At 60.8% G+C, this 25,362-nt stretch carries 22 protein-coding genes; 16 read left to right on the top strand and 6 right to left on the bottom strand.

Translation table 11 applies throughout. The features are described from left to right. Positions 1–637 precede the first annotated feature (637 nt). Together IVB19_RS24980 and IVB19_RS24985 are read right to left on the bottom strand one after the other, a co-directional pair. Positions 638–1,048, bottom strand: coding sequence for a carbamoyltransferase C-terminal domain-containing protein (locus IVB19_RS24980; protein ID WP_247819954.1), 411 nt, complete (start codon positions 1,046–1,048; stop codon positions 638–640). 81 nt (positions 1,049–1,129) lie between these two features. Then, entirely contained in the window at positions 1,130–1,399 is a 270-nt protein-coding gene (locus tag IVB19_RS24985; protein WP_247819955.1) for a hypothetical protein, read from the bottom strand. A gap of 193 nt (positions 1,400–1,592) precedes the next feature. Here IVB19_RS24985 and IVB19_RS24990 point away from each other — a divergent pair, with 193 nt between their 5' ends. From IVB19_RS24990 to IVB19_RS25030, 9 genes are all read left to right on the top strand, one after another. After that, on the top strand, positions 1,593–2,969 hold the full coding sequence (locus tag IVB19_RS24990) for a GHMP family kinase ATP-binding protein (RefSeq protein WP_247819956.1): 1,377 nt from the start codon (positions 1,593–1,595) through the stop codon (positions 2,967–2,969). 15 nt (positions 2,970–2,984) lie between these two features. Further along, a complete protein-coding gene (locus IVB19_RS24995) occupies positions 2,985–4,910 on the top strand; it encodes an N-acetylneuraminate synthase family protein (RefSeq protein WP_247819957.1) in 1,926 nt (641 codons plus the stop codon). Continuing rightward, positions 4,910–5,599, top strand: a complete 690-nt coding sequence (locus IVB19_RS25000) for an acylneuraminate cytidylyltransferase family protein (RefSeq protein WP_247819958.1) — start codon at positions 4,910–4,912, stop codon at positions 5,597–5,599. The genes IVB19_RS24995 and IVB19_RS25000 overlap by 1 nt, the downstream gene beginning before the upstream one ends. Continuing rightward, positions 5,592–6,356, top strand: a complete 765-nt coding sequence (locus IVB19_RS25005; RefSeq protein WP_247819959.1) for an SDR family oxidoreductase — start codon at positions 5,592–5,594, stop codon at positions 6,354–6,356. Before IVB19_RS25000 ends, IVB19_RS25005 begins: the two co-directional genes overlap by 8 nt. Further along, on the top strand, positions 6,353–7,201 hold the full coding sequence (locus tag IVB19_RS25010) for a sugar phosphate isomerase/epimerase family protein (protein WP_247819960.1): 849 nt from the start codon (positions 6,353–6,355) through the stop codon (positions 7,199–7,201). Before IVB19_RS25005 ends, IVB19_RS25010 begins: the two co-directional genes overlap by 4 nt. Beyond that, positions 7,198–7,959 carry an SDR family NAD(P)-dependent oxidoreductase gene (locus IVB19_RS25015; RefSeq protein ID WP_247819961.1) on the top strand — a complete coding sequence of 254 codons (762 nt, stop codon included), beginning with the start codon at positions 7,198–7,200 and terminating at the stop codon, positions 7,957–7,959. Before IVB19_RS25010 ends, IVB19_RS25015 begins: the two co-directional genes overlap by 4 nt. Before the next feature lie 13 nt (positions 7,960–7,972). Then, positions 7,973–8,812, top strand: coding sequence for an SDR family oxidoreductase (locus IVB19_RS25020; protein WP_247819962.1), 840 nt, complete (start codon positions 7,973–7,975; stop codon positions 8,810–8,812). A gap of 43 nt (positions 8,813–8,855) precedes the next feature. Beyond that, entirely contained in the window at positions 8,856–10,529 is a 1,674-nt protein-coding gene (locus tag IVB19_RS25025; protein WP_247819963.1) for a hypothetical protein, read from the top strand. A gap of 85 nt (positions 10,530–10,614) precedes the next feature. After that, complete coding sequence (locus IVB19_RS25030; RefSeq protein ID WP_247819964.1) at positions 10,615–11,967, top strand: hypothetical protein; 1,353 nt, start codon at positions 10,615–10,617, stop codon at positions 11,965–11,967. Here the strand turns inward: IVB19_RS25030 and IVB19_RS25035 are convergent. From IVB19_RS25035 to rfbF, 4 genes are read right to left on the bottom strand one after another with little or no spacing between them, the layout of a single operon-like run. After that, entirely contained in the window at positions 11,964–12,896 is a 933-nt protein-coding gene (locus IVB19_RS25035; protein ID WP_247819965.1) for a Gfo/Idh/MocA family oxidoreductase, read from the bottom strand. The genes IVB19_RS25030 and IVB19_RS25035 overlap by 4 nt on opposite strands. Further along, positions 12,889–14,130, bottom strand: a complete 1,242-nt coding sequence (locus tag IVB19_RS25040) for a class I SAM-dependent methyltransferase (protein ID WP_247819966.1) — start codon at positions 14,128–14,130, stop codon at positions 12,889–12,891. Before IVB19_RS25040 ends, IVB19_RS25035 begins: the two co-directional genes overlap by 8 nt. Before the next feature lie 45 nt (positions 14,131–14,175). After that, the gene (rfbG, locus tag IVB19_RS25045) at positions 14,176–15,237 is read right to left on the bottom strand and encodes a CDP-glucose 4,6-dehydratase (protein WP_247819967.1); all 1,062 of its coding nucleotides are present in this window, start codon (positions 15,235–15,237) and stop codon (positions 14,176–14,178) included. Further along, complete coding sequence (gene rfbF / locus IVB19_RS25050) at positions 15,234–16,004, bottom strand: glucose-1-phosphate cytidylyltransferase (RefSeq protein ID WP_247819968.1); 771 nt, start codon at positions 16,002–16,004, stop codon at positions 15,234–15,236. The genes rfbG and rfbF overlap by 4 nt, the downstream gene beginning before the upstream one ends. Positions 16,005–16,242: 238 nt before the next feature. Here rfbF and IVB19_RS25055 point away from each other — a divergent pair, with 238 nt between their 5' ends. The 7 genes from IVB19_RS25055 to IVB19_RS25085 all read left to right on the top strand — a co-directional run bounded on the left by IVB19_RS25055 (position 16,243) and on the right by IVB19_RS25085 (position 25,358). Then, entirely contained in the window at positions 16,243–17,181 is a 939-nt protein-coding gene (locus IVB19_RS25055; protein WP_247819969.1) for a glycosyltransferase family 2 protein, read from the top strand. 39 nt (positions 17,182–17,220) lie between these two features. Then, complete coding sequence (locus IVB19_RS25060; RefSeq protein WP_247819970.1) at positions 17,221–18,987, top strand: hypothetical protein; 1,767 nt, start codon at positions 17,221–17,223, stop codon at positions 18,985–18,987. Beyond that, the gene (locus tag IVB19_RS25065) at positions 18,980–20,434 is read left to right on the top strand and encodes a hypothetical protein (protein WP_247819971.1); all 1,455 of its coding nucleotides are present in this window, start codon (positions 18,980–18,982) and stop codon (positions 20,432–20,434) included. Before IVB19_RS25060 ends, IVB19_RS25065 begins: the two co-directional genes overlap by 8 nt. 107 nt (positions 20,435–20,541) lie before the next feature. Further along, positions 20,542–21,480: a GumC domain-containing protein gene (locus IVB19_RS25070; RefSeq protein ID WP_247819972.1), complete on the top strand. Its 939-nt coding sequence runs from the start codon at positions 20,542–20,544 to the stop codon at positions 21,478–21,480. After that, complete coding sequence (locus IVB19_RS25075; protein ID WP_247819973.1) at positions 21,467–22,927, top strand: DUF6418 domain-containing protein; 1,461 nt, start codon at positions 21,467–21,469, stop codon at positions 22,925–22,927. Before IVB19_RS25070 ends, IVB19_RS25075 begins: the two co-directional genes overlap by 14 nt. Positions 22,928–23,003: 76 nt before the next feature. After that, entirely contained in the window at positions 23,004–24,206 is a 1,203-nt protein-coding gene (locus tag IVB19_RS25080; RefSeq protein ID WP_247819974.1) for an HAD-IIIA family hydrolase, read from the top strand. A 132-nt stretch (positions 24,207–24,338) separates the two neighbouring features. Continuing rightward, positions 24,339–25,358: an NAD-dependent 4,6-dehydratase LegB gene (locus IVB19_RS25085; protein ID WP_247819975.1), complete on the top strand. Its 1,020-nt coding sequence runs from the start codon at positions 24,339–24,341 to the stop codon at positions 25,356–25,358. The last annotated feature ends 4 nt before the right edge of the window (positions 25,359–25,362 follow it).

Here is a 25,362-nt window from a genome sequence, read left to right on the forward strand (position 1 = left end):
ATTGGTATGAAGCGCCTCGAGCCGCGCGTGCTCATGATGTTGAGGCTGGTGCAGCGTTTTACCGAACAATCGAACGATCACGGCTACTCCCGTGATTACACGATCTGGGCGCCGTTACTTCAATTCGGACTTACCGAAATATCTGGCGATACACTCCATGTTCACTATTACGTCTGCGCTAGAAAGATAGACGGCTTCCACTCGGGGAATACGATCTGATCGGGGATGCAAACAGCAGTTTGTGGCGCGCAATCGATTCCCGCCGATTCGGATGAAGGCTTTTTGCCTCCGAATGAAGGACACGGTACGTGTTGCTCATGACAAGATATGCTGCGGCAGAGCGCTCGAAGAGAGTGACCGTGGCGTACGGTACCGGCAGTCGCCGACAAATATTTTGCCTATATGCGCGAACCAACAGCGAAACCGTAAGCCCCGAGGTGAAGAGAAGCACGCGGTCACTCACCCACAGAAGCTCCGGATCGAAAAAAGATACGGCATTACCTCGCGAGCAGTGAATGGCCGATTGAAACTGTGGTCAAGACCGGTCGCACCGGCCATCAAGGAAATTGTCAGAGACTATCGTGACAGCGAGGCCGGACGGCTGCCTGGGTCAAACCTTGTTAGCCGCCCGCTTTGGTCAGCCGATAGTTGCCGAGATACAACACGTCCAGACCGTGCAGAAATACGTATGAAGCGCCTCCAGGGGCGCATTCATGGTCGACTGCTCGTTAATGTTGAGGCTCGTGTTGATCAGGACGGGCAGCAACGTGGCTTCCGCGAACTCGCCGATTAATCGGTCGTAGAGAGGATTGCTGTCCGCATGGACGCTCTGGATTCGCGCGGTGTTGTCGACATGAACCCCCGCAGGCATCGTGTCGGCGACTTTCTGGTTGACCGGAAACGTCACTACCAGGAAGGGCGCGTGGAAGGTGTTTTCAGAATATTCGGCCTGGCGCTCGCACAACACCGACGGGCAGAACGGGCGAAACTCCTCGCAGCGCGACAAGGGATCGTCGAGCAACTCGAACCGCGCGCCGATCTTGTCCACCGTCTCGCGAATCGTGTCGCTGGAATATTTCGGGCCCCAATAAGGGTGGGTCAGCGGCGCGATGGGATGGCCTGCCTCGGCTCATTTGTCCATCGCGGCGCCCAGCGCCACGCCCGCGTCGCGCGGCACCGCGGAACGTAGAGACGCCTCACGGACGGTTCGGCCGCGGTCTCCATGTTCATCTTGCAGTTCAGCCCCACGCCGCCGGCGATGCAGTCGTCGCCGCAGCCCGTCTTGGCGTCGCGAAGCGCTCCTTTCGACGGCCGCGATCAACTCGCCGTTGCGCAACAGCACCGCCGCGCCATCGTGGTGGCCGTGCTTGATCCCCGAACTGATTCCGATCACATGCATGTCGTGTAGCCCTTCCGCGAGCCTTCTACAGAAACCGCGGCCAATGTAAATCGGCAACGGCACGGCGGAGGCCTGGCGGCAGCTATTTTGGGGCAATGCCTCGGGCCCAGGAACCTTGCATCGACCCTGTGGCTCCCGTATTACCAACCCTGCTACGATATGGCCTGGAGTAGGCCCTTCCTGGACCCCAAACGTGCTCGAACGAACTCTCGTCACCATCGCCGAGACCGAGACCATTGAGGAAGCCTTCCGGCGCCTGAATGCGAACATGCTCGGTATCCTGTTTGCGCAGGACACAACCGGGCGAATCGTCGGCGCGGTGACCGACGGTGACATCCGCAGGCGCATGCTGACCGGCACCACGATTCAGCACCAGGTGGCAACGTGCATCAATCGCAACTTCGTCTGGGCGCGCAGCGGCGGGCCGCGCGAGCAAATCCTCAAGCTGCTCGACCAGCGGGTGCACGTGGTGCCGATCCTCGATGGCGAGGGACGGCTGGTCGACGTATTCAGCCGCGAGCTGTTCAACCTGTCGGAAGAGAGCGAAGTGTTCGCGCGCGCGCGCTCGCCGGTGCGGATCAGCTTCTCCGGCGGCGGCACCGACCTGACGCATTATTTCGTGGCAAATGACGGCGGCGCTGTCATCAACGCCACGATCAAGATGTACGCTCACGCAACGCTGCGGCGACGGAGCGATCCCAGCATCAGGATCTATTCGCACGATTTCCGCTGTACGGTCGAGGTCGGCGATCTCGCAGAACTTGGCTCGGGCGGCGATCTCGCGCTCATCAAGTCGGTCGTGCGCCTGATCAAGCCGACTTACGGCTTCGAGCTCGAAGTGTCCGCCGACTTCCCGGTCGGCTCCGGACTCGGTGGCTCGGCAGTGGTCTCGTCCGCCATCATCGGCTGCTTCAACGAATTTCGCGGCGACCAATGGGACCGTCACGAGGTCGCCGAGATGGCGTTCCAGGCCGAGCGGCTGATGCTTAACATTCCCGGCGGCTGGCAAGATCAGTATGCCACCGTGTTCGGCGGCTTCAATCACATGGAGTTCTTCGCCGACCAGAACACCATCGTGCCGCTTCGTCTCGATCCCAACATCATCGCCGAGCTCGAGGAAAGCCTAGTACTCTGCTACACCGGCTCCGGCCGCGATTCCGGCGCCATCCACCGCGACCAGAAGGCCCAGCACGAGACCAACGACGCCGTCGCCGCGGCCGCCAAGCAGAAGGAAGTGACGCGCGACATCCGGCGGCATCTGCTGCGCGGCCAGTTGCTGGAATGCGGCCGGCTGATCGACGACGCCTGGCACGCCAAGCGGAAGCTTAGCTCGAAGATCTCATCGGACGCGATCGATGCGATCTACGATTTCGCCAAACAGCACGGCGCGGTCGGCGGCAAGCTACTGGGCGCCGGTGGCGGCGGTTACTTCATGTTCTTCGTGCGTCCGTTCGAGCGCTATCAGCTCATTGCCGCACTGGAACAGCAGGGGCACAGCTGTTCGCGCATCATGTTCGAAGAGAACGGGCTGCGGACGTGGAAGTCGCGCTTTCCCGCGCGATTCGCCTGACGATATGAGACGAGAATGTTGATGACATCGCCCAACCAGCCTGCCTCCGTCCGCATCGGCAATCGTCCTCTGGGCGATGGCGAGCCCTGCTACGTCATCGCCGAGATCGGCAACAACCACAATGGCGACTTTGATCGCGCCATTGCGCTGGTCGATGCCGCGGTGGCGGCCGGTGCCGATTGCGCCAAATTCCAGATGCGCAAGCTCGACGAGGTCTATCGCGCGTCTAGCCTGTCCGGGAAGGACGACGACCTCGCCGTCGAATATACGCTCGATCTCCTGCGCCGCTTCGAACTCCCGATCGTGCAGCAGAAGAAGATCGCCGAGTACTGCGTAGCAAAGGGCATCCAGTATCTCTGCACGCCCTGGGACGCAAAGAGCGTCGCCGTGCTGGAAGGGTTCGGCGTGCAGGCCTACAAGGTCGCTTCCGCCGATCTCACCAATCTGCCACTGCTGGCGTGCCTTGCCGGCACCGGCAAGACGTTGATCGTCTCCACGGGCATGAGCACGACGGACGAAATCAAGACCGCGGCGAAATTCCTCGACGACCGCGATGCGAGTTACGTGCTGCTGCACTGCCAGAGCACCTATCCGGCCGCGCTCCACAACATCCATCTGCGTTTCATGGAAACGCTGCGCGAGATCCATCCGCTCGTCGGCTATTCGGGCCATGAGCGCGGCGTCGCCGTTTCGACGGCCGCGGTGGCACTTGGCGCCGTCGTTATCGAACGCCACATCACGCTCGACCGCGGGATGGAAGGTCCGGACCACGCCGCGAGCCTGGAGCCGGAAGAATTCAAGACGCTGGTCTCGGGCATCCGCGAAGTGGAGGCGGCGCGCGGCGAGCAACTGGCAGAGCGCGCGCTGAGCCAGGGTGAGCTGATCAACCGTGAAAACCTTGCCAAGAGCCTGGTGGCCGCGCGCGACCTTCCGGCCGGCACCGTGATCTCCGACAGCGACATCGCCGTGAAGAGCCCGGGTCAAGGCCTGTCGCCGCTGAAGATGCCGGCCCTGCTCGGCCGCAAGCTGACGCGGACGATGGCGGCCGATGACTATTTCTTCCAGAGCGACCTCGACGAAGGCATCGCGAAAGCGCGGCGCTACCGCTTCGACCGGCCCTGGGGCGTGCCGGTGCGCTATCACGACACCGCGCGCTTCCTGGAGATCTGCGAGCCAGATATCATCGAGTTCCATCTCAGCTACAGCGACATGGAGCGCGACCCCGCGACGTATCTCTCCGGCACCTATGATCTCGGCTTCGTCGTGCATGCGCCGGAGCTGTTTGCCGGCTCCAAGCTGATGGACCTTGCAACCCCCGACGAGGCGCTGCGGCGATATTCGCTGGAGCAGACCCAGGCGGTGATCGACATCACCCGCGGCCTCAAGAAATTCTTTCCCAAGACGAAGCGCCCGCCCATCGTCGCCAACATCGGCGGCTTCACCATGGACGAGCCATTGCCGCCGGAGGAGAAGGCCGAGCGCTACCGCATCTTCGCCCAGAGCCTGAAGGAACTCGACATGGACGGCGTCGAGCTGACGCCGCAAACGATGGCGCCGTTCCCCTGGCATTTCGGCGGCCAGCGCCACCAGAACATCTTTATCTTCCCGGAGGAATCCGCCGCGTTTTGCGCCAAGCATGATCTGCGGATGTGCGTTGACATCTCCCACACCAAGCTCGCCGCCAACCATTTCGGCTTCGACTTCGCACAAGGCTTGGCGGAGCTCGGGCCCCACACTGCGCATTTGCATTTCGGGGACGCCAAGGGACTCGACGGCGAAGGGCTCCAGGTCGGCGAAGGCGAGATCGATTTCGACGAAATCGGACGGGTGTTGCGCAAGCATGCGCCGACCGCGTCCTTCATTCCCGAAATCTGGCAGGGCCACAAGAATATGGGTGAAGGCTTCTGGATCGCGCTCGAGCGGCTCGAGGGGCATATCTGATGGCGCGCAAGACGCTGGCCGTGATCGCTGCGCGCGGCGGCTCGAAGGGCATTCCGCACAAGAACCTGCTCGATCTCTGCGGCAAGCCGTTGATCGCGTGGACGGTCGAGCAGGCACGCGCGGCGCGCGGCGTCGACGTCGTGGCAGTCTCTTCCGACAGCGACAATATCCTTGCCGCGGCCGAAGCTGCCGGCGCCGTCGGCGTGCGGCGCCCCGAAGACATCTCGGGTGACCTCGCCTCCTCCGAATCCGCCTGGCTGCACGCGCTCAACGCGATCGACGAGCGGATGGGGCGATTCGAGCGGATCGTCGCGCTCCAGGCGACGTCGCCGATCCGCGAGTCCAGCGACATCGAGAACGCGCTTGCGACCTTCGATCGCGACCATCTCGACAGCCTGCTCTCGGTCTGCGAGGTCGAGGATTATTTCAACTGGCGTATCGGCGCGAGCGGGCCGGAGCCGATCAACTACGACTATCACAATCGGCGCATGCGGCAGCAGATCGAGAAGCGCTACCTGGAGAACGGCTCGTTCTACGTCCTAATCCCATCACTCCTGCGCGAGCAGAACAATCGTCTCGGCGGCAAGATCGGTTTTCACGTGATGGATCGTCACAAGATGTTCCAGATCGATCGTCCCGAGGACGTCAAGCTTTGCGCCGCCATCATGCGTAGTTACGGATATGCCTGACCTCAGCGCCTTCTCTCTCGCCGGCAAGATCGCGGTCGTCACCGGCGCCTCCCGCGGTATTGGCGCTGCGATCGCGACCGGCCTGCAGGATGCGGGCGCTACGGTGTTCGGCCTCAGCCGTTCCGGAACCGCACCACGGGGCGTGAGCGCGGTTGCCTGCGATCTCTCTGATGACGAGGCCATCGAGAGCGCATTCCGCACCGTGGCCGCACAAGGCGGACGCATCGACGCGCTGGTCAACGCCGCCGGTATCAGCCTGCCGGCCCAAAGCGCCGGGAGCGAGCTCGCGCGCTTCCGTGCCACGGTCGCAACCGACCTCACCGGCGTCTACGCGACCATCCTTGCCGCCCATCCGCTTCTGAAGAACGCGGGCTCTGCTGCGATCATCAATGTTACCAGCATCAATTCGGTCCGCGGCTTTCCCGGAAATCCCGGCTACGTGGCGGCGAAGGCCGGTCTTGCCGGGCTGACGCGTGCGCTCGCCACCGACTATGCGCCCGACGGCATCCGCGTCAACGCGCTGGCGCCCGGCTATGTCGCGACCCAGATGACCGCGAAGAGTTTTGCCGATCCCGACATGCACGAGGCGAGGCGTCGCCACACGATGCTCGGCCGTTGGGGACAGCCCGCCGACATGGTGGGAGCCGCCGTCTTCCTGGCGTCGGAAGCCTCCGCCTATGTGACCGGACAGGAACTCTTCATCGACGGCGGTTGGACCACAAAGGGCCTCGCCATCAACTCGGACAAGCAACCGTGACCGCAACGCTCGAACGCATCGGCTTCATGCAAGGCAGGCTTTCGGGTCTCGTCGACGGCAAGATCCAGGCATTCCCCTGGGACGAGTGGCGCGAGGAATTCTCGCGTGCGAAGGCGCTCGGCCTGACGTGGATGGAATGGACCATCGATCAGGAACGACTGCGCGAGAACCCGCTGACGACCGAGCCGGGCCAACAGGCCATTCTCGCGCTGTCACGCGAGCATGGGGTGCGAATTCCGAGCCTGACCGGCGACTGCTTCATGCAGGCGCCGTTCTGGAGGGTCGATGCCGTCGTGCGCGACGCGCTCGTCGCCGACCTCGATCTGCTGATCGCCTCCTGTAGCCGCATCGGCATCGAATTCATCGTGATCCCGCTGGTCGACAACGGCAAGATCGAGCGCGAGAGCGACAGCGATACGTTGAAGCGCGTGTTGCTCGCTCGCTCCGAGCAGCTTGCAAGACGGAACGTCAAGATCGTGTTCGAATCCGATCTGCCGCCGCGCGAGCTCGCCCGGTTCCTGGAGGCGTATCCAGCCGACGTCTTCGGCATCAACTACGACAGCGGCAACAGCGCCTCGCTCGGTTATGACAGCGACGAGGAGATCGGCGCCTACGCGCCGCGCATCCTCAATGTGCACGTGAAAGACCGCGTTCGCGGCGGCACGACCGTGCCGCTCGGCACCGGGAACGCGGACCTTGCCAAGACGATCCGGCTGATCGAGCGATCCGGCTATAAGGGCCAGTACATCCTGCAAACCGCGCGTGCCGCCGACGGCGACCACGCCGGCGCGCTGGCAAAGTACCGCGACATGACGGTTCGCTGGATAGAGAACGCGGCGCGATGAAGCTCGAGCTGGACGATCGCATTGCTCTCGTCACCGGCGCCAGCCGCGGGATCGGGCTTGCAATCGCGACAACGCTCGCGGCAGAAGGCGCCAAGGTCGCGCTTGCGGCGCGCGGCGCCGATGCGCTGAACGCCGCCCGCACGGACGTCGGCGGGCGCGGCTCGATTCACGTTGCCGACGTCACCGATCCCGCCGCCGCCGCCACCCTTGTTCAGGATGTCGAAAAGCAGTGGGGACGGCTCGACATCCTCGTTTGCAACGTCGGCAGCGGCGCTTCCGTGCCTCCGGGGAAGGAAACCGCGGCGGAGTGGTCGCGGGTGATGGACATCAATCTCTTCGCCGCCACCAACATGATCGAGGCGGCCCGGCCGCTAATGGCGCGTGGCAGCGGCGACCGCGCGATCGTCTGCATCTCCTCGATCGCAGGCATGGCCGCGCTCGGCGCGCCGGTCACCTACTATGCCGCCAAAGCGGCGCTGAATGCGACCGTGCGCGGTCTGGCGCGGCCGCTGGCGCTGGAAGGCATCCGCATCAATGCAGTCGCGCCCGGAAACATCTTGAGCCCGGACGGTACCTGGGCGCGCAAGATCGCCGAAAACAAGCAGGCGGTCGACGACATGCTCCAGCGCGAGGTGGCGCTAGGCCGGCTCGGCTCTCCCGGGGAGATCGCCGACGTCGTCGCCTTCCTTGCTTCGCCGCGTGGCGGCTTTATCACCGGCAGCGTGATCGTGGCCGACGGCGGCCAGCTCAGAAGCTGAACAGGAGCCTTCGATGGCAACCCCCTCCTCCCGCTACGACTTGACCGGACGGACCGCGCTCGTGACCGGCGCTGGCGGCCTGTTGGGCAAGCAGCATGTTGCGGCGCTCAGCGAAGCCGGCGCGCGCGTGGTCGTCACCGATGTTGGCTTGACGCAGGCCGAGGCCGCCGTCGCCGCGCTGAAGCAGAACGACGCTGCAGCCGATCTGATCGCGCTTGCGATCGACGTCACCTCGCTCGACTCGGTGCGTGCTGCCAACGAGCAGCTCGCAGGCCGCGGCATCACCATCGACATCCTCGTCAACAACGCCGCCATCGACCCGAAGGTGACATCGACTCCGGGTGTCATGCACTCCTCGCGCTTCGAGGCGTTCCCGGTGCCGCAATGGCAGACCGAGATCGCCGTCGGCCTGACCGGCGCGATGCTGTGCGCGCAGGTGTTCGGCGGCGACATGGCCAAACACGGGCGCGGCGTGATCCTCAACATCGCCTCCGATCTCGGCGTGATCGCGCCGGATCAGCGGCTCTATCGCCAGCCGCAAATGACGCGCGAAGAAGAACAGCCGGTGAAACCCGTGACCTACTCGGTCATCAAGCACGGCTTGATCGGGCTGACGAAATATCTGGCGACCTACTGGGCCGATCACGGCGTGCGCGTCAACGCGATCTCGCCAGGCGGTGTTTTCAATAACCAGGACCCCGCCTTCGTCGATCGGCTGACCCGCCTGATCCCCATGGGGCGCATGGCCGAGGTCCACGAATACCGCTCCGCTGTGCAGTTCCTCTGCTCGGACGCATCGAGCTACATGACTGGTCAGAACTTGATCATGGATGGCGGCAGAAGCGTGTGGTGAGGTGTCGCTGTCCCCTCATTAGGCAATCCGTGCGATCAACTAGATGAACATCGGAACTCAAGGCGTGCGCGACTTCAAATACCAAGTGTTACTGGTCATGGCAGCAATTGCCGCCTGGGGACCGGTGATCTTGATCAATCAGGCACTTTGGGACGATTGGGTTCTCCTCTCCTACTCTGAAACTGGAGCGTTTTGGGAGTTTTTCAAGCAGATGGGACGGCGCGAGCAATACTTCTTGGCGGCTCCCTTTGCCGCGCTCGGCGAGCCGCGCGTTTGGACGACCGCGGCGCTGGTCTTATCCTGTTCGGTGCCGCCCATGGTCTACACCATCATCCGGCGAACTACGCAGTGGGCGGCAGCCGATGCGTTCTGGGCGGCACTCCTAACAGGACTGGTGCCGCTTAACCAGGCCCGTTTCATCCTGTCGACCATCCCTTACGCCTTCTCAAGCTTCTTTTTCTTGCTCGCGTTACTTCTCCTACAGCTGGATCTTAGTCGCTCCTTCGTTCTACGGCGCCTAGCGATCATCATCCTCCTGGTGATGGCGTTCTCGACCAATTCGTTCTTGGTACTGGCATGGGTCGCTCCGGCGATTGTCGCGCTGGACGGATGGCGGAGGAGCAGCGACAAGAGACGTGCTAGCGCAACAGTGCGTGCTGTGATGGCGCGTAGCGAGTTGCTCCTGCTGCCCTTCATCTACTGGCCGGCAAAACAAATGTTTGAGCCGAGCTACGGGCTTTATGCGAACTACAACAAGTTCAGGATGAGCGTCCCGGCCGGTCTCAAGCAAGTTGTCCTCACGTTCATCGATCAGCTCCGGGATGCGGGTAAGCTCGTCCCAAACGAGGCCGACCTGCCGGACCTAATTATCGCCGCCGCGATCACGATCGCAATCTTTACCATTATGGCCAGGCTTCTTCGTCTGTCGCTGGCGTCCGCAGACGATCAGCCGAATAGCCAATCGCGACTTGCCGCAGCCCTGACACTGGGCGCCGCGGCAGCGCTCGGGGTGTGTGCCCTGTTTCCGTATGTGATGGTCGGTCAGCCACCGCGCTTCAGCGGGTTGTGGGAAACGCGCCACCAGACGACGTTAATGCTGACAAGCGGCTTCGCTATTGTCGCTCTGCTGCGCCTAATTGCCCCAGGCCGCTTCTTGTGGCGGGCCGCCAGCGTAATCGGCGCGGCGTTCCTGCTGCTCGACATGTCCTTCGCTCAGGGCCTCATCCGAGATGCGCGGGAGACCAGTGCACTACTCGAGGCCTTCAAGCAGCATCCCTCCGTAGCGGGAACAATGATGCTGGTCTTGGAGGACGATCGCGAATACCGCGCGCTTGGCCGATTTTTTCCTTTCTATGAATTGTCCTTTCTCGTGAACGGGGGGAAAAGCGGGCCCAACCTTGCAATCTCGAATCGGGAGGTCCTCGATCCCGCGACCGACAACTTTGCTGCTTCCGTTGTTCCGGCCGTGGTCTCGGCGCTTACGAGTCTTTGCGAGAGCCACCGTTCCCAACCGCAATATGGTTTCGGAGGTTTCGTCGCAAACGGATCCATCGAGACGGTGAGGCTTCTGGCCAATCGCCGCCCCCCGACACTTTTTGAAGCCGTCCGACAGTCGTTTGGTTCTGCCGCAACACCAACTGATTCACTGATACGAATGGAAAAAAGCGCCTCGCTGCTGACAGGTGGCTGCTTCGGGCCCTGTTGCATCCCAGGCTAATTCGGAACACTCCGAGAACAGCAATCGACTCGGCCGAGAACCTTTACTAAAGATCCGGATTGCGTTCCTACGAAGGGTTGTGAGGATGACCGAGAAGGCCGTGGGTGGTAGAATTGATGTGGTAAGGCCGCAGTTGCCTAGCTTCCCAGAGCAAATAAATCTTCGCTCGGTGCTGCTTGCCATCATGGCCGTCGGTACCATCGGACTCACCTGGCTGTTGCTCAATACCATGATGAAGCAGCCTTTCGAGCCCAACGATGACCTCATCTGGTTCACCAAGCTGAGGCATCAAAGCTTTTTAGAACTGCCTTTGTCGGCGGCGTGGATGCTATCAAGCCCATTCTACCGGCCAGTCGCCGAAATATTCCTAAAGAGCCTCTACGCAATTTTCGGCATGGAGCGCGCCGGCTATCGGGCCGTGCAATTCGGATGCTTTCTGCTTCTGATGTGGCTCGGCTATCTTAGCTTCCGAAAACTGCGCTTACCGTGGGAGGCTTCGCTGCTGCTGGTTAGCTTCAGCCTCGGCTCCCCTTTTCTTACGGGCTCCATCGTCTGGATTAGCGAGCTGCCTCACGTCATCGTAGTCATTAGTTTTGCCGCCAGCTTGACCGTGGTCCTGTCCGAGAGGTCACACAGCGTCAAGCTAACGCTTTGCGCAATGGCTTTTGCGGTGGCGTTGCTGTCGAAAGAGAATGGCCTGGCTCTCGGAGCGTTCTATCTTTATTTTCTGCGAAGCTTGCCCATGCGCGCGACAGTGGTCTTTGGTGGTATTATAGCCGTTTATCTGCTGTTCCGCGCGCTTGTGCTGGGGCCGTCGATCGGAGCTGGCGGCGTCAACGAGTCGGTCGGCTACCTCTTCGATTACCTCTCGCAAGCAGAGAGGCAGGCGACGTTTCCGGGGAATGCCGTCTACAATCTCTACGTCTACAACGTGGCTGCGCAACTGGGGGCCTTGCTATTCCGTGCGACGCAGTGGGGCATAATCATTTCTCACGTGACTTATCACGCTCTTCTACATACGGCCTCAACCATCTTGATTGTCATTGGTCTAGTCGTCTGGAAGCGACAGCGAAATCTTCCAATTTGGCTAGTGGTAATCCTGATAATGATTCTGGGAGGCACCGTTTTTTCATATTCCTACGCGCGCGACCGCCATCTTGCGCTGCCAGCGTATGCTTACGGAACGCTGTTGGTCATTTGCGCTTGTGAGATTGGGCGCTCGACGCGATCGCGCCTGGCCGCAACCTCCATCATCTTCTCTCTCTGGTTGAGCTGGAGCTACGAGGCCTACCGGACACTAATCCTGATGCCTGGCTCTGCGCTGGAAGTGGTGGAAAAATCCTATGCTCCATATCCCGATGTGCAAAACCATCAGGTCGACGCCGATATTTGGGAGCTTGCTCGTCAAGATGCTTTGAAAATCCAGCAAGCCCGCTAACGGCGCTCCGATTTCTTCTCAACGCCCGCCCAGAGGCCGATGATTGCCTGCTGACGCTTTGCGTTGGGCATATCCGCCTCATCGAACGAGTGGCACAGCCGGCCGAGAACATCGACGCGCGGATCTCGACCATTCGAGATGCTTGGTCGGATTGATGAGAATGGATCCGACTGTTCTACAATACACTCGTCTTCTCGATCCCGCCGCCGGACGGTGATCGTGAACGAGGGTTCGCTGGCGCGCGTGTCAATTTTCAATCCGAAGGGACACAAAGCCTCTCCGCCAAAGGTTGCTTCCCACTCCGCTGTTTCCGCGTCTGAAGGCCCCGACGCCGCCGAGGTCAAGACGTCGCCGTAGCCAAGTTCGGCAAGCAACGCAATTAGGTGGATGCCGTAGAAGCGCAGCGCCCCGCCTCCACTAACATCGAAGCGCTTCCAGTTTTGCAGATTGGCGCGATAGTGATGCGCCAAAAAGCTCCAGTTCACTGAGACCCTTTCAGGTCTTTCTGCGAGCGCCGAACGCAGAAGCTTGGCCCAGGGTAGAAAGCGGAATGTATAGCCTACGCGGTAACGCTTGCCGAAGCGATCAAGAACCTCCAGGAGCTCGGCCGCCATTTGCGGTGAGGGCGCGACCGGCTTTTCCAGGATGAGGTCGCGGAGATTGGGCATGCGGGCAAGGCGCGGAATCCACGCGGCCTGATCGGCCGGGCGAAGCGCGACGACGGCTCCGTATGCTTGTTCCAGGGCCCCGTCCATGCTTTCGCACCAGATGATTTGCGGCATGTACTGGGACAGCTCGCTGCGTTCTGCGACGACCGTTCGATAACGCTCGGGCAGTGCCACTCTCATGCCGCACTCGATCAGCGCAGGCAGATATCCGTACATTCCGAAACCCGATCCGAGGATCGTGAAGACGGGTGCCTCAAGCATGGAAATCGTCGGCGCCGAGCACGTCAATCACCTGCCCCTTGTAGCCGTTGTCGGACAGATACTGGCGGATCTCTCGCGAGATGTGCCAGGCGAGATTGAGCAGCGGCTTGCCCTGGTCACCATGCGCGAACAATTCGTCGTCGGACACGATCGGAATGCGGGTGCCCGGCACATAATGCCCAATCTTGATCGAACCGGGTTTCTCGTGGACGGCGATGATCTCCTTTTCCGTCAAGCGGAGCAGCTTGACCAGGATGGCCGCGCGGCCCGGAAACGCCTTGGCTCTGATAGGGCCGTGCGTCGCGATGATCTTCCTCAACTCTTCGCCCTTGCGCGCCGTCCAGAGCTCGACGTCGCGCGCGAGCTTGCCGAACTCGGCCACGAAATTGTTCTCGCGCGCAATGACGTCGGCCGCCACGGCATCGCTATTTGCTGAGTGTCCGAGGATGACGCGGATGTTGCCGCCATAGCGCGCGGGAAACTCGACATTGACGATGTCGAGGCCGAGTGACTTCGCGATGAAGCTGAACGACTTGTACGAATAGGTGCGTGGGTGCTCATGATAGAAAGTGTCGAACTGATGCCGATCGAGCACCGCGCCGAGATAATGATTCTCGATCACGATCACCGTATTCGGGCCGAGCAGCGTCTTCAGCGCCGCGAGCACGCCGTTCAGATTTTCGATATGGGCGAACACGTTGGTGAACGTGATAATGTCGGGCGTGCCGACGCCGCGACGGATCTCGGCCGCGGTCTCGGCGCCGAGATAGTTCTGCACCACGAAATGGCCTTTCGCAGCGGCGTCCCGGGCAGCACCGGTCGGCTCGATGCCGGCCGTCTTCGCGCCGGCCTCGCGGAAGAAGTCGAGCAGGCTGCCGTCATTGCAGCCGATGTCGAGGACCGCCTTGCCCGTCAATGCCCCCATTCGCTCCGCGCAGGTCGCCACCAGGCTCTTCATCCCGGAGAGTACGTCGGCGGTGAAGCGCGAGCGATAGTGATAGTCTTTCGGGAACAAATCCTCTTTCGGGACCTGGAAGCGCTGGTGGCCGGTGGCGCAGATCGGACAGAAATCGATCAGAATCGGATATTCGCGGCACTGGCGCGAATCACCGACCGTCACCAGATCGTCGCACAGCGGGTGCAGGCCGAGGTCGAGCACCGGCACCAGCTTGTCGTTGCCGCAGACTTCGCAGCCTTTGATCTCGGTGAGCGGTCTCGTCGACGTGGTCGCCATGATATTGGATCCGGTTTGCGGCCCGCTCGGGCCGGAGAAATTCAGCTAGTCGCGTTGTGTGTTCATGAAAGCATCGATCTGGTCAACCATCACCGGCCTGACCGCTATGCCTTGCTCGAAAGCCTTGTACCATTCCACCACGGCGGAGGCGGCACGATCGAGGCCCCACCGCGGCGCCCAGCCGAGCAGGGCCCGCGCCTTGGAACTGTCGAGCGACAACAGCCGCGCCTCATGCGGATGCTGGCCCGGCTGCGGCATCTGCTGAGGCGGAACACCCCACAGCACGGCCAGGCGGTCGACCAGCCAGCGCACGGTGCGCACACTGTCGGCGTCGGGACCGAAATTCCATTCACTGGAGAAGGCGGCCGGGTCCCGCCACAGATGCTCGGCGAGCAAGAGATAGCCCGACAACGGCTCGAGCACGTGCTGCCACGGCCGTACCGCCTCGGGATTCCGGACCGGCACCGGCTGCTGGCTGCGAATCGCCGCAATTACGTCGGGGATGAGGCGGTCCTGAGCCCAGTCGCCGCCGCCGATGACGTTGCCAGCGCGGGCGCTAGCAAACCCGATCCGGCTTGGTCCACTGAAAAACGACGACCGGTAAGCCGCCGTAACCAGTTCCGCACAGGCCTTGCTGCTGGAGTAAGGATCCTTGCCGCCGAGCGGATCCGTTTCGCGGTAGCCCCAGACCCATTCCCTGTTGTCGTAGCATTTGTCGCTCGTGACGTTGACCAGCACGCGCACGCCGGAACTCCGCACCGCCTCGAACACATGCACGGTGCCCATCACGTTGGTCGCGTAAGTACCAACCGGGTCCTCATAGGACGCACGCACGATGGCCTGCGCCGCCATATGGAACACGATTTCGGGCTGGAACCGCTCGAACGCCGCCTTGACAGCAGCGGGATCGCGGATGTCGGCGAAAATCGACACGATGTCTTGCCTGGTCTGCGCCAGTTCGTACAGATTGGGCGTCGTCGCCGGCGGCAGCGCAAGGCCTGCGACCTCGGCGCCGAGATGGCGCAGCCACGCGACCAGCCAGCCGCCCTTGAAGCCGGTATGGCCGGTGACGAGAACGCGCTTGCCTGTCCAGAAACCGGCGTTCATGGCCAACGCTTCCAGGGCGCCCGCCCGCTGTCCCAGAGTTGCTCCAGATGCAGCTTGTCCCGTAGCGTGTCCATCGCCTCCCAGAAACCGGCGTGGCGGTAGGCGGCAAGCTGGCCGTCCTGCGATAAGCGCTTGAGCGGCTCCTGCTCCCAGATCGTCGCATCGTCGCCGAGATAGTCGAAGATCGCCGGCTCCAGAACGAAGAAGCCGCCGTTGATCCAGCGGCCGTCCCCGCGCGGCTTTTCCTCGAAATGCTGAACGACGTCGTCGTCGATGTCGAGCGCACCGAATCGCGCCGGCGGCTGAATGGCGGTGACCGTCGCGTGACGCCCGTGGGCGCAATGGAACGCCCGGAGCGCGCCGATATCGACGTCCGCGAGGCCATCGCCATAGGTCATGCAGAAGGTCTCGTTGCCGACATAGTCCTTGATGCGCCTGAGCCGTCCGCCGGTCATGGTGTTGAGGCCGGTATCGACCAGCGTCACCTTCCAGTGCTCGGCGAACTTGTTGTGAACTTCCATCGAATTGTTGGCGAGGTCGAACGTCACATCGGCCATATGCAGGAAGTAGTTCGCAAAATACTCCTTGATGACGTACGATTTGTAGCCGCAGCAGATGATGAACTCGTCGATGCCGTGGGACGAGAAGATCTTCATGATGTGCCACAGGACCGGCTTGCCGCCGATCTCGATCATGGGTTTCGGCTTGACGTGGCTCTCTTCGGTGATGCGAGTGCCGAACCCGCCCGCCAAAATCACTGCCTTCATGCTCACACCCGTCCAGCAGGAAACGTCACATCAGAACGATTAGCCCAGTCTTGTCAACAGGATCAGGCATCTATGACCCCGCTTTAGCAGCGGTTGAAGTTGTCAGCCTACCTGCTAAAGAAACGCTTCAGAGATGGCAACCCCACCTTCGGAGCGCCAACCGCCTCGGGCGGCGGCCATCCGCCTGATTTAGACCCGCGGGTGACTGATCTCCCTCGATGGACGTCCTGGAGGATTGATGCCGAAGAAGATCAGCCTTGTGACCCCCTGCTACAACGAGGAGGCGGGGATCCGTGAGTGCTACGCGGCGGTCAAGGACATCTTCGATCGGGAACTGCCGGGCTATGAGCGCGAGCACATCTTCTGCGACAACGCCTCGTCCGACCGGACCGTGGAGATCCTGAAGGAGATCGCGGCCCAGGACCCCTCGGTCAAGGTCATCGTGAACTCCCGAAATTTCGGCGTGTTGAGGAACACCTACAACGGCGTGCTGGCCTCGACCGGCGACGCCACGGTGCTGTTCATGCCGGCCGATTTGCAGGACCCGCCGGCGCTGATCCCGACATTCGTCAAGCATTGGGAGCAAGGCTACGAGATCGTGTTCGGCATCCGCGCGCGGCGCGAGGAGCCGTTCCTGAGCCGCACGGCGCGACATCTCTACTACAAGATGATCAGCCGCATGTCCTATGTCGACTATCCGGCCGACGTCGGCGACTACCAGCTGGTTGACCGCAAGGTGCTCGACGCCATGAAGCAGTTCGAGGACGTACAGCCCTTCATGCGGATGATGCCTTTCGAATGCGGCTTCCGCTCGATCGGTGTGCCCTACACCTGGCTGGCTCGAAAGCACGGCATATCGCGCAACCGGCTGTCGAGCCTGATCGACCAAGGCCTACTCGGTGCCATCAGCTTCTCGACTGTACCGCTGCGCTCGGCGTTCTTCTTCGGGCTGATCATTGCGTCGCTGAGCTTCGCCTATGCGTTCGTCGTATTCCTGCTCAAGATCGCGGGCTTCGACATCGGCCCGCGCGGAATTCCCACGATCGTCATCGGCCTGTTCTTCTTCGGCGGCGTGCAACTCTTCTTCCTCGGCGTACTCGGTGAATACATCGTTGCGATCTTCAACCAGGTCCGGCGGCGACCCATCGTCGTCGAGCGCGAGCGGGTCAATTTTTGACAGACAGTCCATTCACATGTGCTCTTGGCGCGATCTCTGATGGACTCCGAATTGACACCGACCACATCCGCCCACGCCACCGCGCTTAATTGCACGGACGCACGTTCGGATCCGAGATATTCGCTCCTCTTGGTATGCTCTCTACTGATCGCGCACGCTCCCCTCGCGTTCAACAACGGTCTGTACGGCGACGATTGGCTGATTTTCAAGATCAAGCCTGACTATCAGACGATGATTTCGTTTCTGCTTCACGGGGCAGGCCATCCAATCACCTATCTTTACTGCGCTTTGGGCAACCTGAGCGGTAATCCAACGGCCTTTCTAAATGTGCTAGCGCTCGCAGGCATCGCGATCGGCGCATTGAATCTGCGTTCATTCCTCACACGATTGGGCATCCTGTCCGAATTCGAGACGTTGATCACCGTTTTCCTCGTCTGGAGCTATGCTGGCTTTCGCGACTGGGCAACCAAGATCACCGCACCTTACTTGTTTAGCTTCGCCCTGCTTTGTGTCGGACTTAATCTGTTTGCCATCGTCGCGACCTCGCCTCGCCCGCGCATTGGCTTGCGTATAGCAAGCTTGGCCGCAATCTTCTGCAGCTTCGCCATCAATTCGATGATCGTTGTCTTCTTGGTTGGCCTGCTGGTAAGTTTCTGTTTGCTTGCGCCGGCGGCCGTGGACGATCAGCCGCTTACTAGCCGCTTGGCTCGTTTGGCGCTGAGGTTTGCGGACTATCTTGCACTACCCATCGTCTATTTGGTCTCGATCAATCATTTCTTTCCAAAAATCGGTCCTTACCGCGACTACTATCTCATCCGGTTTCCCGACTTCGGCAGCGCGCTGTCCCTGCTCCAGCAGTTCCTTCGCTGGAGTACATACGAACCTGCGCTTGACGGACTGCACGTTGCGGTGCAATCGAACTGGCTAATTGGCTTGTCGCTCCTTGTCGGCCTCTCGATGGTGGCTATCCCGGCACTGCACGGGATCGCCGACGTGCCCCGGGATCAGAAAAAACTGCTCGATCTGGCATGGCCTGCAGTTGCAGGCGCCGCGTTATTTATCCTTTGCGCGCTGCCTTACATCAGCGTCGGCATTGCACCGACCGGGCATTTCTACGAATCCAGACATCTCCTTTTATTCGGCCTTCCTCTGGGGCTGGTCGTCATCTCCGCCCTTCGCCTCGTTCAGTCCGCATCCAACAGAATTGCAGGTTATCTATTCTGCTTAGGGGTGCTCTCGATCAACATTTGCTCGCTATGGAATAGCTATTTTTTCCAGCAAGCCCGCTGGATTCGGCAATCGGCGATGATCCAGCAGCTCGAGCGGGATTATCGCAATCCGCCTGCGGCGGTATTCAACTTGATTGACGGTTTTCTGGACTATCCGGGCCACACGTACTACGGGATCACGGAAATAACGGGAGGCCTGCATCTAGCTTGGGACAGTCGCCCCCTTTTCGGATTCACCGGTCGTAACGAGCGTGCGACCATTCTCCAGGAGATCGACGCCGCCATGCAAATGGACGGCGCCGCGTTTCGCAACATGGATCTGCGGGGCCCCCAAGCGACGATTCAGGTTCGTCCGCAGTTGCCGGTGCTCAACAACTTTGAATTGTCGCTCAGCTACTATCGGTGCCTCATCCATTTTTGCGATTGGCAAACGTTTGCTGACGGGGTCGCCAGCACGAATATCCTTGTCGGTCCAATCCCCAATCTCGTCCCGATCGAGCAGAAAGCCGCCCTTGAACTTACCGGTAAAGATCGCTTCAACCGAGACACAACACGGAACGTCCGTCGCAATGAATGAAAAAGCCAGCAAGCCGCTCACTGGTCTGATTCGGTTCGGATACGCCTTGCTGTGCTGCTTGCCATTATGGCTTCTGTTGCCATTTGCGTCAGCGGCGCTTTACAGCAGTCCATCGACTGACGACTTCTGCCTAGCTTCGCAAAACCTCGGTCAGGCAGCCGCGGCGGTCCACCAATACTACGTATCAGTCACGGGGCGACTGCCTGCCCTAATCATCATCACTCTACCCTCCCTGGTAGCGAGCGCCACCCACCTTGACCTCTTTGTTGTCTACCCCCTCTTCAACTTTTTGGCCTTTCTCTCATTCATCGCCAGCCTGATCGCGTCCGCAACATTGCTCCTTCGAACCAACAATTACTTGCTCAACGGATTGTTCGGGCTCCTTCTCGGCTCTGCGATTCTCAGCATCGTCCCGAATATCAGCGAATTCGTTTACTGGGTGACCGGCGAGGCGTGCTACCTGACCGCGGCGATCGGCGCATCGCTTTTTGTGACGTGGACAACCAACGTTTCACTAAACCGCGCTCGCATCAGCGCGATTTCATTCCTGTTGGCGGGTCTGCTCTGCGCCTTCACCGCGATGCTCAATGAATTCACCGGATTCATTCTGCTCGGCGCAGCCGTTCTGTCCCTTCTGTTCAGGCTGATGACGCTCGGGCGCGAGGCTCAGGTGGCCCGGTACCTCGTTTTCATCGGCATCATCCTTCTGAGCTACAGCGTCGTCTTGCTCTCCCCAAGCAACGTCATCCGCCTCGGCGCCTATCATCGCAGCGGCGACATCTCCGCATCGCTCGACAATGCGATGATCTATCTTGCGGACTATTGCTACACAATGGGCAGGTCCAGGGGCATCGAATCCTTTGGGATCCTGGTTGCCTGCTTCGGCATCGCCACTGCGCGACGACTGGAACCGAAAATTGCCGGACAGAACATCCTGTTTGCCGTGGGGCTGCTTTGCTTCGGCGCGCTTTGGGCCTTCGCGTCCTATTTCATCGGCGCATACTCAACCGGCGAGGTGCTCGCGCTGAGGGCACGAAACGAGGTGGTGGCCGTGGAGATCGTGCTGCTGTCGGCCTGCGGTGTCATTATCGTGCAGGCGATCCTCGGCTTCTTGCTTCACTTTCAAAGATTCAATTTGCCGCAAGCGGCCAGCATGCTCGCCTTCGTGGCAGCGGCGTACGGTACATGGCATATCTTACCTATCAGGACCGCACCGACCTATGTGCAAGTCTTGGACGAGTGGCCGCAACTCGTTGTCTACTGGCGGGAAAGCCAAGCACGGAACGCGCTCCTTTCGGCGCCGGGCGACCGGGACGTTGTCGTTCCCCGCCGGACAGCGTCACCGCGCACATTGGCGGGGGACGAACTCAAGGAAACCGCAACGCAATTGCCGAACGACTGTATCGCGCGTTTCTATAACAAATCGACGGTTGTACTCGCCCATTAGACCAATTAGGCTCAACAGACTTCGACGTTGCTCATTCCTCCGGTTAATCCTGCTAGGCCAGGGCGAGGTTGTTGCTGTAGGCTTGCCACTTTGCAGGGCACCATTCTATGATCATTGGTGGTGCATGCTCGTGGGGAATTTTTGTGGACCGTCACTCTCTTGGCTCGGCGCCGGACTTAAGGGCAACCCTAAAGTTCAGCGCAGAGCACATCTGGAGATCAAAGTGGCTTGTTGCGGGCGCAACGATTGCCGCAGTCGTGCTGACGCTTGTGTTTTACCACCCCAAGCCGCCGGACGCGTGGATCGGCCAAACAACGATCACAATCGGCGAAGCGCCGCCAGTCAGCTTTATTGTGCAGTTGTCCGGCCCTGCTTTAGCGCCACTGGAACCGCCACGGGCTTTGGTCGCCCGAATCTCTGACCAGAGGTTCAAGGAGAGAGTAGCAGATCGGACTTCCTTCGATCCAGATACCGCTGCGTTTTCGAAGCGAATGCTCACTGCCAGCCTTCGGGGCGTCGCCTTGGACGGCGATCGGATGGTCCGCGTCGAGCTTTCGGCGGGCTCACCCGCCGACGTGCGAAGTGCGCTTAAAGCTGTGGCCGAGGAAACAAGCAGCATCCACGCAGCACTGCTTGACCGCAGTCTGGCGCCGCTGCGAGCCAGAATCGACGACTCGAAGGCCCGTGTTGCGGCGATCGAGAAAGCTAACGACGATTTGAACGCGCGCATCTTAAACATGGATGCCGGTGGGAGCCCTCGTCCATCACCAACCATTTTGTCCCTCGCAGCGACTGCCGCTCTTCCCGCCTGGAACACGCTCAAAGATCGTATCCAGATCGACGAGAATCTGGCAGCTTCAAGCGAAGCTACCGTGGCTCAGCCCGCACTGGAGATTTCTCCTGTAGCTTCACGAGCACTCGGAACCCTGACCGCTTCGATCATCGCGGGACTAGTGATGCTTTTAGCAATATGTCTCCTCGCGGCGGCCATAGGTCCTTGGCCCCGATTGGCTGATCGTACAACAGAGATCGATGCTCGCCCTTGATCAAATCGCGGTTATTTTGCCGGCAAGCGCATTCTGGCTTTTTGTGCTGTACTTGGCCGCCTATCGGCCGGTGATTTTTCTCGGGTTCTTTTTCATTCTGTTCACAATGCTCTGGCGGACTGGGTCAACGGCCTTTATCGACCTTGCCGGACCTGTCTGGTCTTCACAGACCGTTCGCTATGTTGGCCCCGGCCTTGCCACTCCGTTGCACGTGCTGGCCTACTTCGTGACTCTCGTTCCGTTTGTTCTCGTACTGCAATCGAAAGCGGTCAAAGTGTGGGTGCACCAGTGTGATCGCCGGTGTGCGCCGGCCGAGGTTTTCACCATTGCCGACTTAACTTTCGCGTTGTCATCGCTGTTTCTAGCCTATCTGCTTGTGGACATGGCGCGCCGTGGCTCAATTCCGCTGTTCGTGCACACCGAACGGCATGAGTACACATCGAGCACGGCCGGGGAGGCTCACCGCTGGGTCGTCAGATACGGCAGCTTCCTCGCATTCTGGTGGGGACTTATGGTCGCGTCAGGACGGTTACGAAACCGCAGTATCGACTTTCGCTACGTGGGTCTGCTCGCAACCTTGCTCGTTTACATGTTTCTCAGCGGTAATCGTTTTTCGGCGTTCTATAGTTTGCTGAGCTTTTTCCTGATTCCACTTTCAGCGGTCGCTGCGCAGGCTGAGATTCGGAAATCAGCGGTACCCTTTCATTGGATTGGACGCGAGTTCCGAGCACGCGATATTGCGATGATGGCAGCCAGCCTTGCGCTTGTGATTGCGCTGGCCGCGGCGGCGATCTTCAACAATCTGGTGTCGGTCCGTGGCTATCACGGCTCCGAAGTGATGTCTGAATTCTGGGAGCGCTCGTTGATCCAGCCCAGTGAAATGGGCTGGATTTCCTATGAGCGGATTTTCGTTCTCAATCAGTGGCAGCCCGACAAAGTTTACAATTTCCTTTTTGAACATCCGCTAGATCCTGGCAAGAACACCACTCCGCAGTACTTGATGCTCGAAACAATCGGCGAACCTCGAACGTCGGAACATATTTTGGCAGGTTTCCAATTTGCGGGCGGATTTCCGGAAATTTTCTTCGAGTTGTTTGGCCCGATCTATTCCTGGACATTTCTTCTCGGGTGGGGCGCCATCGCTGCCTTGTTGACCGCACTGATCGTAAAAGGCACCCTCCAGGGGCGGTATGCGTCGGCGTTCATGGCTCTTTATGTGTTGTATGGATTCTTCGTGTCCTATATCGGCGGCATGTTGAATTTTGTCACGGTGGAGAGCTACTGGATCAAGATCGCGGCACTCGCGGTTAGCCTGATCTTGGAATCGCGCCTCGCGGCCGAGGGCCTATCCCTGCTGCCCTGGGCGGTCACAACGATCAATGGTCCTGCACTTACAAGAGCCGTGAGGTTCATTCGGCCGAGACGACAGTTGCGGGTGTCTAAGTAGTTTCGATGACCAGTTCAGTCCATGAAATTGACGGCCGGGCGGGAACCGCAATCCTCCATCATGAATGGTTTTCGCCATGCTGAGACAGGCCGTGATCCTCATCGGCGGCCTCGGCACGCGCCTCGGCGAGCGTACCAAGCTGACGCCGAAACCGATGCTCGAGATTGGCGGCCGTCCGTTTCTCGACATGTTGATCGGTGAACTCGCTCGCTACGACATTTTCGAGGAAATCTTGCTACTGGCCGGCCACAAGGCCGAAATCGTCGAAACACACTATGCCGGGGCGAGCCGTGGTCGCGCGCGCATCGTCGTATCGCGCGAGACCGAACCGCTCGGCACGGCCGGCGCGCTGGTGCACGCAAGCGGACATCTACAAGATCGCTTCCTGCTGCTCAACGGCGACTCGCTATTCGACTTCAACCTGCTCGATCTCGTCGCGCGCGCGCAACGTGGGCACGTTCACATGGCACTGCGCGACGGGGTCCTCGGGGATCGCTATGGGCGCGTCGTGCTCGACGGTGACGTGGTGCGTGACTTCATCGCTCCGGGTGCCGGCGCGACGGGGCCGGTCAATGCCGGGATCTACGTCGTGGATAAGTCCGTTCTCGCCGGCATCACGACGCTTCCTGCCTGGCTCGAGCAGGACGTGTTCCCCGGCCTTGTCAAGTCCGGCGCGCTGCGCGGCACGGCCTATCGCGGCTACTTCATCGACATCGGCATTCCCGATGATTTCGCCCGCGCCGATCGGGAATTAAGGGAGAAGCTGCGGCGGCCGGCCGTGTTCTTCGACCGGGACGGCGTGCTCAACCACGATTCAGGATACACTTTCGAGACGCACAAGCTCGAATGGATCGAAGGCGCACGCGAGGCCGTGAAGGCCGTCAACGACGCCGGCTACTTCGCCTTCGTCATCACCAACCAATCCGGCGTCGCACGCGGCTTCTACGAGGAGCATCACGTCGTCGCCCTGCACCGCTGGATGGCGGACCAGATGGCGCTGGTCGGCGCCCACATCGACGCGTTCGAATATTGCCCCGATCACCCCGACGGCACCGTCGCGCATTATTGCCGCACGAGCGACCGGCGCAAGCCGGCGCCCGGCATGATCCACGACCTCGCGCAGCGTTTCCCAATCGACATGACGCGCAGCATGGTGATCGGAGACAAGAACAGCGACATGGAGGCAGCGCAGGCCGCAGGCCTTGCGGGCCATCTGTTTTCCGGCGGGGATCTGGAAGCGTTCGTGAAGCAGCGCCTGGTATCTGCCGGGAACGCCTAGGGCGGCGCCCAAAAGCGCTGCGTCCCCGGGCATTTGGCGGATATCGAACGGTGCTCTGTTGCACGCGACGGCCAATGTGCTATAGCGCCATCTTGTTGCGAACACTGGCTTAATCGCCCTTTGGGGTCCGGCATGGCAGATCTGAGGGACGCCCGCGTCCTCGTTACCGGCAGCGACGGCTTTATCGGTTCGCATGTCGTCGAGGAGCTGGTGAAAGCCGGTGCCCGCGTCAAGGCGATCGTCTATTACAATTCCTTCAATTCCTGGGGCTGGCTCGACACGGTGCCGGCCGACATCATGACGTCGGTGGAGGTCGTGGCCGGCGACATCCGCGATCCCCACTTCATGATCGCGGCCGCGAACGGCTGCACCGACGTGCTGCATCTGGCGGCGTTGATCGCGATCCCGTTCTCTTACGTCGCGCCCGACTCCTATGTCGAAACCAACGTGCGCGGCACCGTGAACGTGCTCCAGGCCGCGCGCATGGCCGGCGTGCGCCGCTTCGTGCAGACTTCGACCAGCGAGGTCTACGGCACGGCGCAGACCGTTCCGATCAAAGAGAGCCATCCGCTGGTCGGACAGTCGCCCTACTCCGCCTCGAAGATCGCCTCCGACCAGATGGCGTTGTCGTTCCAGGCCTCGTTCGACATGCCCGTCGTGGTGATCCGGCCGTTCAACACCTTTGGACCGCGACAATCGGCGCGCGCGGTGATCCCGACGATCATCAGCCAGATTGCGACCGGCAAGCGGAGTATCCGCCTCGGTGCCGTCAGCCCGACGCGCGATTTCTCGTTCGTCACCGACACTGCGCGCGGCCTGATCGCGGGCCTTACGGCGCCTGCGGAACAAGTCGTCGGCCAGACCATCAATCTCGGCAGCGGTTTTGAGATCGCCGTTGGCGCGACCGCGCAGATGATCGCCGATGTCATGGGGACGACCATCGAAATCCAGACCGACGAGGCGCGCCTGCGTCCCGCCAACAGCGAGGTCGAACGGCTGTGGGCCGACAATTCCAAGGCACGCCAGCAACTTGGCTGGAGCCCTGAATTCGGCGGTGTCGACGGCATGCGCCGCGGGATGATCAAGACGGTCGACTGGTTCACCAATCCTGCAAACCTCAGCCGCTACAAGGCTGACGTCTACAACGTTTGAGGCG

It is taken from the genome of Bradyrhizobium sp. 187, assembly GCF_023101005.1.
GTDB classification, from domain to species: domain Bacteria; phylum Pseudomonadota; class Alphaproteobacteria; order Rhizobiales; family Xanthobacteraceae; genus Bradyrhizobium; species Bradyrhizobium canariense_D.